The sequence below is a fragment of the Salipaludibacillus neizhouensis genome (assembly GCF_002886185.1).
In the GTDB taxonomy this organism is placed as follows: domain Bacteria; phylum Bacillota; class Bacilli; order Bacillales; family Salisediminibacteriaceae; genus Salipaludibacillus; species Salipaludibacillus neizhouensis.
Map to the genome: position 1 here is coordinate 241,325 of NZ_KZ614148.1, position 11,712 is coordinate 253,036.

Sequence of the window (11,712 nt, forward strand, 5' to 3'; positions counted from 1 at the left end):
CCAAATAGATTGCTTTATTATCCATTTTCTTGGTTTGTTCAGACTCTGAATCAATTCCAAGATATGATGTATTTGGTGAAGCGATATGAATTCAAAAAACCCTTATTTATTAGAAATTAAAAAAGATTTTGCAAATGGGATTATTAGTTATCAAGATTTTTTAAAAGAACATTCTGCTCCAAGGAGTGAATGGAATGATGTGAAGATACTAGCGAGAGATACAGCCCTTTTAAAAAAATTTTTACTTAAGTTACCTATTGGACTCAGGCTTAAAGCTGCTATGTATACTCACGATTTAAACTTCCCTGATATAAAAAAGATGGGTATTGATGGAGCGGATACGTTTATTACAGCTGAATACCCAAACAACTCAACCAGAGGTTTTTCTTATAAGTTGTTTCGATTAGCGATTATATTAGATATTCCTTTTGAATATGTCTCGTCTCCTCTTACTCATGTTTTTGAGGGTCATAATGATGGGCAAAGTTTTATTGAATATTTTACTTTTTCTGAGGTCAGCCAAATTGAAAAGTTAATAAAGGAACTTGAAAAGCCTTCATCTAGAATTATAGAAGGATATATCATTGACTATAGTCCCTTTTATATTTCTGATCTTGCTAAGGTGCGTATTGATCGACGAGTGGAATTCTTTTGTTTAGAGTTCTTTTATAATAATAAATCTTCTTTTCAAATTGGTTCTTTCGTTGATATTGCGAAGTTATTTGAACAAAGGAAACTAAAATATATAATAGAAACACCTGTTACGGGTAATCTTAGAGAAAAAACTTTTAAAATCAATTTTATAGGGCTCTATGATACAATCCCCCATAGCATTAATACACTCAAAAATCACAAAGATGAATTAATGTTGCGAACTGGAAGCAAATTAATTTATCCACTTTTCTAGATAAGAGTAACTTTTTAGTGGTACATGATTAACCTTCTATTAAAGAATAGGAGGTTTTTTTATGGATGAAAGTAATATTAATAGAAGACAACGAGGATTAAATATTTTAAAGAAGTGGTTAAAAGAACTTGAAAATGATTCTTTAATCAAATACAAACAGAAGAGCGATCAAAAAGAAGATGCTAAAGATGATTCATAAAAAACAGTACGACTACCCACTAGTATTAACAGCAAAAGAAGTCAGTGAAATCTTACAAATATCAAAACCGACAGCTTATGAGCTTATGAACCAAAAGAATTTCCCTTTAATTAAACTTGGTAGATGCAAAAGAGTTTTGACAAGCGAATTTTTCACATGGTTAGAGAAATAAGTTTATTTATTAAAATAAAAAGAGTCAGCCTCCTGTTAACAGGAAGCTGACTCTTTTTAATTAATTTACCTCTGGCAATTCAATATCATTATGGGCATCAATATTTAAAGAAAGTCGCAATCGATCTATGATTACGCTGACTGCAAGTATTTCCTTCTTCAGCTGCCTATTCTCTTGAAACAATGCTTCATTTTCTCTCATCACTCTGTTTATATCTTTTAGATTTAATTCATTGTTCAGTTCTGAGAAGGCTGATAATATATGTTTAACCTTTAATTGTTCAGTTTCTTTAGAAATGTCCTCTCTTTCTATGCGAGTGAAATTATTTTGATTATAATGAGTTTTTACTTTTTTCTCATTTTTTTGTTGTTTCGCTTTTTCAATTTCTTTGTTAAACTTTAATTTAACTACAGAACTCCATCTGAATGCACAAGCTGCTGCTGTCCGATTTAATTTATAGCCCGCTTCTTTAAATGCTTGTCCTTGTGATTCTCCAAGTATAATTTTTGATTTCACTGTGTCAGCAAGTAATCGATCATCTTTTTCTGTCCATAAAACTATACTTTTTGTAGACATTCTCATTCTCCTCTCTATATTTTTTCATTCAAAGTATAGACAGTCATATTAACTTCTATACTTTGAAAGGAACTATTATAGTTTAAACAGAAGAAAAAAATGGTGCATATAAGAAGAACAGATCTAGGATCTATAGATATCTAATGCTAACTATGAATGAATTCTATAAGTAAAAACAATTAGATTCTTTACTGTTTACTGATGTTTAATCATCAACAATCGCCTTATTTGCTGAAGAAAATTCCTATTCATTCTATCCTTAATAGTATAAATTCTATAAGCAATTGTGAATATGGTGGCGGACAGTATACTGTAATGTAAAAGTATAGAATAACACAATAGCCCCCACCGGTTTTGAAAAAAATTGATCAAAAGGAAGGCTTGATTTGCAGATGGATTTAGCTTTTATCAAAAAGTCAGATCAAAATAGCATTTGAAAGATGAAATGAGGGCTTCAGTAATTTATTACCATCTACTCTATATAATTAGCTCGAGTCTATAGATCTATAAAATCTTCATCATCATACCATACATTTCATTAAAGATTTTTCCTACTCTTTCATCTATTAATGTTTAGCCAGGTGCTACATTATGGACCACATTTTTTAAACGTTATATTATTTTATCGACTTTTTGTTCTAATTTTATTTCAGTTGTAGAAGTCTTTTCTTTTAACTGCTTTTTTAGTACCTTTGTACTACTTATAATATACTAAGTCCTGTAATAATTGAGCTACATTTGAGTCAGACTCTTTTCTTAGACGTATTTTATTTGCTTTAGAGGATTTCATAACCTTCTCCTGCATAAATAATCGAAAATTATAACTTCAGTTTGATGAAGAAGGTGATCAAAGATTGCTGTTGTCTTACTTTGGTCTCCTAATAACCGAAGATACTAAACCACCATTTTGTATTCTAATAACACGGGACAAGTTGTTAGAGGGCTTCGTATGGATGTGAAACGGTTCTTGATCCAGTAGCAACTTAGTCTTTTGATATTTTAGACATGAGGATAAACTTGCACCAAGTGCAACGAGTTGTTAAAACGTCGTTGCCAGTGTTTCTCAGAGGCTTATCAAGAATAAATTAGCTGCAATGGCTGTCTTATGCCTATATGAATGAGATATTTGAATCTCAGAGCATTTCAAAACATGAAACGCTATTTCATAGTCAAAAAGGGGATATGAGAACCATGCCATTGCCAGAGCCAATAGAATAAATAAAAAACCACCATAATCTACTACATTGTAGATATATGGTGGTTTTTTATTATAGATTCATAGAGTCATTTGCTTATTCTTCGTAAGTAACAACTAGCCACTCTTTAGCATAAGTAGTTGATATGATTTTGATGTGTGGGTTTTTTATAATCCATTTTTCATATTTTTTAGCTGCACTCTTAAAACCCTCGTCAAATAATTCAACTTTAGTCATTGTAACCCCTCCTTCCTATGACTATATTACTATATTAATTCATATTATAACAACTACTCCCCCCTTATTCCTTAATACAAAAACAAACATCCCCCCTCGATTTTTATTCGACTCAAGCTTGAATCTGATCTTAAAGTACAACTAGTTCTGGTGTTAATTTATCAGAAATAATTATTCGTTCCTCATGTAGTGGATAGATCATGTTCACACCGTCTAAAAGTATTAACTTCTAGATGTACATAAGAACATAGGACTTAAAAATATAGAATTACGTTATATAAGCATTTATAAAAAATGGTATTTGTCTAAAAGTTAGTCTATAATTAAGTGTATAGAAGTTAATAAACTTTAAGACAAGGTGTGAGATAGTTATGAAAATAGGTTACGCGAGAGTTTCAACTGTTGGACAAGATTTAGCAACACAGGAGGAAATGTTAAAAAAAGCAGGTTGTAAAAAGGTATTTGTTGAAAAAATAACCGGAGCGAGTAAAATTCATCGAGAAAAGCTTTTGGAAGCAATTGAATTTATGGATGCAGGAGATACATTAGTTGTTACAAAAATTGATCGACTAGCACGTTCAATTATCGACTTAAATAATTTAGTACAAGATCTGAATGCAAAAGAAATAAGCGTTCAGTTTATTAAAGATAATATGGAGTTTATGGCTGGAGAAGATTCGAATAGTATTCAGACACTTCTGTTCAATATACTCGGATCATTTGCACAGTTTGAAAGAGACTTAATTGTAGAACGAACTACTGAAGGTAGAGAACGAGCTAAGCAGCAAGGTAAACATATGGGGAGACCAAGCCAACCCCAAAAGAATGTTGAAAGAGCTTTGGAGTTGTATAAGCAACGAGGGACTAACGGAATGAGTGTAAATGATATCGCGAAGTTGACTAGTGTTCCTCGGAGTACAATTTATGCGGAGATTAAGAAGTAAGTTAAATGTGCTACGTTGTCTTCCGCAAACGGGCCAGATGGTGGAAGATCAGTATAATTTTTATATCAAAAGATCATAACAAATAAAAGTTATAATTGGAAAATTTATGTTAACATGAGACTAGAAAATATAAGAGTTTGTGAAATTTTTCACTTAAACTAAACCAGCTAATAGTTTGTCAATATTTTTCTGTAAAATCCTAAAAAATAATATGATATACTAAATTTGCGCATGCCAAATAACCCTCCATTATCACCATTATGGAAGGCTTTGGATTATTTAATTAGATATAGTTTTTAATCTATATCTTGGAAAGTCGTTTTGTTTTTTAGTAAGGCATAAATCCAATGTAAGAGCTTATTTACGCAAGCAATAACTGCTACCCTAAAAGGTTTGCCTTCACTACGTTTTTTATCGTAAAACTCTCTCATTCTCTTATTTCGAGGGAGTATTTCATTACGAGTTTTCTTTTTCCGTTTATCACGTATGGCACAACGCACAGCTAGAAATAGGGCATGTCGTAGGCGGCTAGAACCTCTTTTAGTAATACGGTTCATACTGGCTGTGAATCTACCTGATTCAAAAACGCTAGGATCAACACCTGCAAAAGCTACAAGCTTTTTTGGATGATTAAATCGATCTATTTCCCCAATTTCAGAAATGATCGTGGCAGCGATCTTCTCTCCAATACCAGGGATAGATTTGATAATATTATATTCTTCAATTTCTTTAGCCAGGGTATCTATCTCTGCCTCCAACTTTGATAGATGCTCTTTAAATTGAAGAAGCATATCTATATACATATCCATGCTTAACAGATGACTTTGATATAACGTCTTTTTAAATGGGTTTCGTGATGCTGCTTCTTTTAGCTTTTGCGCCTTTTCATAAGCCCATTTTTCAGAACGACTCTTACATAAATCTGCTATACGATTTGCTAGTTTATCTTCACTAGTTTTCAAGATATCTTCGGATGCCTTAAATTCTTTGAGAATACGTAAAGAAACATATGAATATAGCTCTCCGAAGACACCTCTATATTCAGGAAATACTTGTTCCAATACAGCTTGAAACTGTAGTTTTGTGTTAATGAAATTCCCAGTAATATTCTCATGTTGCCGTGTTAGATTACGAAGGTTTAAGAGTTGAACTCCACGTTTTTTATAAGGCTCTAAATCTTCCTTATAGTAAAGTTCGCAAAGATGGTAAGCATCTACAGCATCTGTCTTAACCTTACGTAAACTAGAACTTTTCGCTCTATGTGAGACCAATGGGTTCACTATGATTAACAAATAATTACGATCCTCCAAAAATTGAACAACGGAGGCATGATAATGCCCTGTGGATTCCAAAATAATTGCCGGATTCTGTCCTGTAGTTTCCTTTATATGCTTTAAAAACTCGTGAAGTAACGCTAACCTATCATTGGTGTGTTCTACTTTAAAACTCTTACGATATGGCTTTTTCTTGTCCAAAAATGCTTGGACCTGACTTTCCCCTTTAGAAATATCCAGACCAACGACTGGATTCATTCAAAATCTCCTCCTCCTAATAAATTGCCGGTGCCCCTAATCCTTCTTGTAATATCATAGCTTCGCTTGTTAAACGGGATCCAAAGGTCCCAACCAGCCTCAATCATGTTTTTACAAGTAGGGGGTGAACTGTTTAGTTGACGGGATCAATGTCCCACGAGCAGAGACGTTCTACCCCGGCTACTGTTATAATAAAACCATATAAAAAATGGTCAACCAGAAAAATCTGGTTAACCTTATATTACGAACGAGCAGGTTAACTTAATAAGGTAATGTATGATCGGCGCGAATCACTTAGAAATACCTACTATATAAAGGGGGAAACACAATGAATATTCTATTTGTTTGTACTGATAATTTCACTCGAAGTGTGATTGCAGAATTTTGTATGAAGGATTATCTGAAAACTACCAAAAATAATTCAGTAAATGTTGCATCAAGCGGCATAAGAGCTAATAGCGATATTAGTAAATACTCAAGTATTCATTTTGATATAATGAAAGAAATAGGTATAGATACTTCTGATTTTAAAAGAACACAATTTGATGAGATTTTTTTCAAGAAATTCGATGTAATTATTGGGATGAGTGAATTACATAAAGTCTATATTAAACAACGCTATAACCGTGATATATGTTTGTTTAACGAAATATTAAATGGTCAACAAACACCAGTAAATATTGGTTCTCCCGATAGTGAGGATTTCTTTGAACAAATGAGTCAATTGGTGAGATATATAAATCATTCTGTACCTTATTTAATAAGAAATTTAGAGAAAGTCAAATAGATTCTTATTCCACTCACGGGCAGGTTAATGAAAGAAGAAATTGAACCAATTAGGAACGAGAATAGATTTCGGAGTTGATTAGACAATGTTTAATATAAGAATATCTACATTAGAGGACATGCCATCAATAGCGAAAGTTCATGTTGAGAGTTGGCGAACAACCTATAAAGGTATAGTTGATTCTCAATTTATTGAAAATTTAACATACGAGTGGTCTGAGAAACGTCACTTAAATGTATTGTCTAATAAAGACATGTTTATTTATGTGGTGGAAGACAAACAAGGTAATATTATTGGGTTTACTTCAGGTGGACCAGAAAGGACTAATGACCCTTTATATGATGGTGAACTTCATGCAATTTATCTTTTAGATGAATACCAAGGACTAGGCTTAGGTAGAAAGCTGTTTACTGCTGTGACAAGGCGATTGAGAGAAGACGGTTTTAATTCTTTAATTGTCCTCGTACTTGAAAACAATATATCAGCCAGAGAGTTTTATAAATCCCTTGGAGGAAAAGAAGTACGAGAAGGGATGTTAGAATTAAAAGGGCAAAAGTATAAAGACATTGCTTATGGATGGACGGAGATAGCATCTTTAATATAAAGTCTTATTCCATTAACGGGTTAGCATTAGTTGAACAAGCAAGCTACCTTTAAGTACCTAATTCCTATCGATACTATCTTCAACAAACAGGCGCTTTTCTTGAGTAACGAAAAAGCCCAATTTCTCAATTTTAATGCTGAGAAATTGGGCTTTTTATTTTGGGGATTTCCTTAACGTTGTAATTCCGCATTTTCCTGACGCACCCCAAATAAAAGTGATAATTGGAAAATTTATATTAATATGATAATAGAAAATATAAGAGTTTGTGAATTTTTTTACTTAAACACCCTCAGTGATATGTAGGATTCTTCTTGATCAGCAAATGGGCCATACAATTGAAGATGATTAAAAAGGAACTCTCTTCTACTTAACAGTATATTGTGTTATCATTCTATAGATTTAACTATATACAGTATATACAGATGAATGAGTGAGCTCTTAGATGGAAGCAAAAGAATTTCAAAAATGGGTTGCTGAATACTACAAATCGAGAGGTTGGGCTGATTTAAATATTTTTGTACGTATCGGCTTTTTATCAGAAGAGACTTGAGAAGTGGCTAGAGCTATAAGAGCCCTTGAAATTGGACGAGATCGTCCGGGTGAATATGCTAGTTCATTCAGTGAGGGTAAGAAACATTTAACAGAAGAACTTGGAGATGTATCAAAAATCTAGCTGTATTTTGTGGATCGAGTTAGGTACTGACAGTATTTATATTGAAAATGCAGAAAAGCTTGGAGAAGAATTAGCGATTAGAAATAGGACTCTGATTTATGGGAGCTCAAGTTGGATGTATGGGTGCTTTGGCTGATAGATCTCTATACTATGGAGGTAGTGTAGTGGGTGTGTTCCCTAAAAAACTGAAGGATGTGGAAATCCCCATGAGCAATTAACGGAACTTAATGTAGTTAAAACAATGCACGAACGCATGAAAATGGCGGAGTTAGCTGATGAATAATCAGTATTACCTGCTCAATGCCAGTCTCAGACGATTTCTATCGGATGAGAATAATCGTGGTAACACGGTTATTTGGATGAGTTAATTTAAGATAGGAGAGGAGTCTGGGAAGAATGGATATAGTGGAAACTACGTAAGCCTCATTTATTGACGAATGTCGATAAATGAGGCTTCTTATTTTTATTTTTTTATTCAAAAAACTGATGACGATTCTACACAACTTCAGTCAGTAAAATTTTCTTTGCTTAGTTCGTTATTCTTTAATCATCTTTGATCGGATATTGTAGCATCACTATTATTTCTCGATAGCTCAGATAGCGGATCATACGGAGGTCCTGTTTGAGTCCCCACTAACAGAGCAATATCTACAGCATTAGCAGGAATACCCCATGAGTTGCCTGAGAATACAAAAACAGCTCCATCTACTACCCATCCACGTGTATTATACACAACGTTGTTAAGGATATCACCCGTTGTATTTGGATTTAAATATGCAGGTTGACGAAGTGAATAGAAGGTATTATTCCTTATTAATAGGTTTGACATATTACCAGCTTGTGTAACTACGGCACGATTTACTACCCATCCAGTTGATGGAGGCGCTTGCTCAGGACCAAAAATAGTGTTATTTAATAGCCTATGGTTACTACCACCAATTTGAATAAATTCACTAGGATACGGGATATCACTGGTCATCGTTAATCCTTCAAGAGTGATTCCACTTCCTGTTACCATAAAAGGAATGACATTCGCTTGTAACTCGATTATATTTCCTGGGTAGCCACGTAAAGTGATTCCTTGTTTGTTAACATTCATTTGGGACACTACAGGGTACGTGCCTTCAAAGATATGAACTGTACCCGTTGGCGCTACAGCTGCAATCCCCTGCTGGATAGTACCGAATGGATTTTCTTGGCTTCCGTCTCCACCAACTGCTCCTGCTCGGACATAAATGTTAAATGGGTCAACAGTAGGCTGGGCTTCTCCACTTAATTGCGTAATAACTAGGTGTGCTGAAACAGGTTCTGTTCCCCCAGCGACAGGAGTAATGGTGAGTGCTGTTGTATTGTTGGCAGGATTTCGTACAGTAAGGACGGAATCTGTTTCGGTTGTAGTCACAAGTGCCTCGCCGACGATCTGAGTTGTACCTGTTGCCCGACCGACCACTGTATAATCTAGCTCATTTCCGTCGAGAGTTAAAACAAGTTGGCCCGGTTCATCCACACTCACTTGAAAAAAGACCTGATAAGTTCCTATTTCAGCTAAATTGAATGAACTGTCATCAATACGTGTAATCACATCTGCACTTGTAGGCCCATCCTGCGGAAACTCTACGTCTGTACCGGGAGCAACAGTTGCAGTATTATCAGGAGGCATTAACGCATAAAAATCTGCAAAGCCTAATACACTTCCCGCTGGCCCCGGAGGTCCAGGTTCCCCTTGCTCTCCTTGTGGCCCTTCTGGTCCTTCTGGCCCTTCTGGCCCTGGAGGACCTGGAGGACATATACATCTTCCCATAATCTCATCTCTCCTTATATTTGATTTAATCTATCATATTAAAAGTTTGTTTGATAAGACATACTGTAAACGCCTGTTTAACTTAAAAAAGGCGAATGGAGTAACACATTCGCCTTTTTTAGATTCTGATTTGTTATTTGTACAAACAATTATTTCTATCTTTTCATTAGATAATAAAAATGGCAAAATCCAGGGAGTGATAAGATTGGAGAATCGTCCATTAATAGGTATTCTAGTGGACTCAAAGAAGAAAAGAAAAAAAGTATTGGGGCTATATGAACGATATCATGGTAACCCTGTTCAGCTCTTCATCTTTACTGCGCCCGATATTTTGTGGAATAAGCAATGCATTATCGGTCTTTACCGAGAAGGAAAAAGGTGGAAAGAAAAAAAATTCCCTTTCCCAATGGTTGTTTATAACCGGAGCTATAACAGAGAAAATAGTTCGATACGTCGTATTGAGAAAGTGATTGGTAAGGACAGGTGTTTCAATAAAATCAACCGATTTAATAAATGGGAGATCTATCACTCAATAAAACAATCAAGTCTTAAACCGTATGTCCCAGACACTTTTTTATATAATGAAGTAAATATAGCTGAATTATTAGAAAAGTATAAACTAGTATACATTAAGCCCCAATGCGGTTATAAGGGGAAGTCTGTGTATCGAATTGAACAGATGGATCATGGAGATATTTACATTGCTTTGCACAGCTTGGCTCCAAGATACATTTGTAGAAAAAATGAATCGGTTCAAGGAAAACTGGATGAACTTTTTGGACGAAGGAAATACATCGTTCAGCAAGGAATTCGTGTGAGTCAATTTAATCACAAGTACTTTGATATACGAGTCCTTGTTCAAAAAGGGAGTCTTGGGAAATGGATGGTTTCCACCATAACATGCAGAGTGGCTCACGAAAATTACTTTAACATGAGTATGTATGAAGACATGTACAGAGTGGAAGAAGTTCTTCCAAGATTATTTTCATCGGGGAAATGGAACGAAATACGTAAATCCTTGTATCAGTTAAGTGTGCAGGCCGCACATGAAGCAGAAACTCATTTGGGGTTAATGGGAGAATTAAGTGTTGATTTTGTATTAGACGAACAAACAAAACTATGGATAATTGAACTTAACGGTAAACCACAAAAAAATATATACAAAGACCTTAAAGGTTTTAAACATAATAAACTCATATATAGTCAACCAATGAAATATGCATACTATCTTTCTCAAAAATAATGGATAGTATGCTTTTAGATTTTAGAGATTTCGCTCTAAAAACCTTAATACTCATGGTTCAGTTGTACAAAATATCGCTAAATAATTGTTTTGAAGGATTTCCTCTAGATTTTGCATAGTAATATGCAGCGATAGCTAAATCGCTACATTTTTTGGTGGTGTAATTACTTCCACCTAACCTATCAGACCTTTCATTATTTCTTAAACCTGATGATGTAGATATGGGGAAAGTGTATTTGAAAATCAATACATAGTCGATTAATTTGATGGTGGTGTGCAACGAATTAGCGGTTAACAGAATTATAAATGTCTGAAAGAGGAATTGATAAGAGACCAAATAGGAGAGATAAGAAGTACTTCAAGTGAATAAAAGTTTATATATATATAAATTATTCATAAAGCTCATCTCCGTTAGCTCATGTAATGCTCCCGAAGAAGGAAAGTGATATTTGATGATGAGTGATGTTAGCCTAAATAATGGACACGGTAAATTGGGAGAAATTCTAGTATAATCATACCTAACAATTTAACGGGAGTGTCCAACATGAGAAAAACGTATGATAAGAAATTTAAAGTTCAAGCCGTTCGCATGGTTAAGGAGGACGAAAAAAGAATAGCGGAAGTCGCTAGAGAATTAGATCTGGCAGAACAAACGCTGCATAACTGGATAAAGAAATACGAGATCGGTAATGAAGCAGCCTTTGTAGGTAGTGGGAATGTAAGTGCTGAAGACAAGGCTGAACGTGACTTTAAGAAACGTATTCGAGATTTAGAAGAGGAAAATGCCATCTTAAAAAAAGCTATGGGCATCTTCGCCAAAGACCAGAAGTAATTTATGACT

The 11,712-nt window shown here is 34.4% G+C and carries 11 protein-coding genes and 2 pseudogenes; 9 read left to right on the forward strand and 4 right to left on the reverse strand.

The features are described from left to right. Positions 1-85 precede the first annotated feature (85 nt). From CEF18_RS24040 to CEF18_RS24045, 3 genes are all read left to right on the forward strand, one after another. A complete protein-coding gene (locus tag CEF18_RS24040) occupies positions 86-907 on the forward strand; it encodes a hypothetical protein (RefSeq protein WP_110939032.1) in 822 nt (273 codons plus the stop codon). Positions 908-968: 61 nt separating this feature from the next. Beyond that, complete coding sequence (locus tag CEF18_RS26225; protein WP_183041238.1) at positions 969-1,106, forward strand: hypothetical protein; 138 nt, start codon at positions 969-971, stop codon at positions 1,104-1,106. Continuing rightward, entirely contained in the window at positions 1,096-1,278 is a 183-nt protein-coding gene (locus tag CEF18_RS24045; RefSeq protein ID WP_110939033.1) for a helix-turn-helix domain-containing protein, read from the forward strand. Before CEF18_RS26225 ends, CEF18_RS24045 begins: the two co-directional genes overlap by 11 nt. Before the next feature lie 60 nt (positions 1,279-1,338). On the opposite strand, the gene CEF18_RS24050 is transcribed toward CEF18_RS24045, so the two are convergent. Further along, positions 1,339-1,854, reverse strand: coding sequence for a hypothetical protein (locus CEF18_RS24050; protein WP_110939034.1), 516 nt, complete (start codon positions 1,852-1,854; stop codon positions 1,339-1,341). Between the two features lie 1,292 nt (positions 1,855-3,146). Further along, a complete protein-coding gene (locus tag CEF18_RS26230) occupies positions 3,147-3,287 on the reverse strand; it encodes a hypothetical protein (protein WP_183041239.1) in 141 nt (46 codons plus the stop codon). Between the two features lie 371 nt (positions 3,288-3,658). Here CEF18_RS26230 and CEF18_RS24055 point away from each other — a divergent pair, with 371 nt between their 5' ends. Next, complete coding sequence (locus CEF18_RS24055; protein ID WP_110939035.1) at positions 3,659-4,231, forward strand: recombinase family protein; 573 nt, start codon at positions 3,659-3,661, stop codon at positions 4,229-4,231. A 296-nt stretch (positions 4,232-4,527) separates the two neighbouring features. Here the strand turns inward: CEF18_RS24055 and CEF18_RS24060 are convergent, their stop codons facing one another. Beyond that, on the reverse strand, positions 4,528-5,763 hold the full coding sequence (locus tag CEF18_RS24060) for an IS110 family RNA-guided transposase (RefSeq protein ID WP_110939036.1): 1,236 nt from the start codon (positions 5,761-5,763) through the stop codon (positions 4,528-4,530). A 328-nt stretch (positions 5,764-6,091) separates the two neighbouring features. On the opposite strand from CEF18_RS24060, the gene CEF18_RS24065 reads away from it, so the two are divergent. From CEF18_RS24065 to CEF18_RS24075, 3 genes and pseudogenes are all read left to right on the forward strand, one after another. Further along, positions 6,092-6,550 carry an arsenate reductase/protein-tyrosine-phosphatase family protein gene (locus CEF18_RS24065; protein WP_110939037.1) on the forward strand — a complete coding sequence of 153 codons (459 nt, stop codon included), beginning with the start codon at positions 6,092-6,094 and terminating at the stop codon, positions 6,548-6,550. A gap of 85 nt (positions 6,551-6,635) precedes the next feature. Then, positions 6,636-7,154: a GNAT family N-acetyltransferase gene (locus tag CEF18_RS24070; RefSeq protein ID WP_110939038.1), complete on the forward strand. Its 519-nt coding sequence runs from the start codon at positions 6,636-6,638 to the stop codon at positions 7,152-7,154. A 442-nt stretch (positions 7,155-7,596) separates the two neighbouring features. Further along, positions 7,597-7,815 (forward strand): annotated as a pseudogene (locus CEF18_RS24075) (MazG nucleotide pyrophosphohydrolase domain-containing protein); the annotation flags it as partial. 559 nt (positions 7,816-8,374) lie between these two features. On the opposite strand, the gene CEF18_RS26725 reads toward CEF18_RS24075, so the two are convergent. Continuing rightward, entirely contained in the window at positions 8,375-9,628 is a 1,254-nt protein-coding gene (locus CEF18_RS26725; RefSeq protein WP_223292467.1) for a hypothetical protein, read from the reverse strand. Between the two features lie 205 nt (positions 9,629-9,833). On the opposite strand from CEF18_RS26725, the gene CEF18_RS24090 reads away from it, so the two are divergent. Continuing rightward, the gene (locus CEF18_RS24090) at positions 9,834-10,871 is read left to right on the forward strand and encodes a YheC/YheD family endospore coat-associated protein (RefSeq protein WP_110939039.1); all 1,038 of its coding nucleotides are present in this window, start codon (positions 9,834-9,836) and stop codon (positions 10,869-10,871) included. A gap of 544 nt (positions 10,872-11,415) precedes the next feature. Continuing rightward, a pseudogene (locus tag CEF18_RS24095) lies at positions 11,416-11,712 on the forward strand (transposase); the annotation flags it as partial.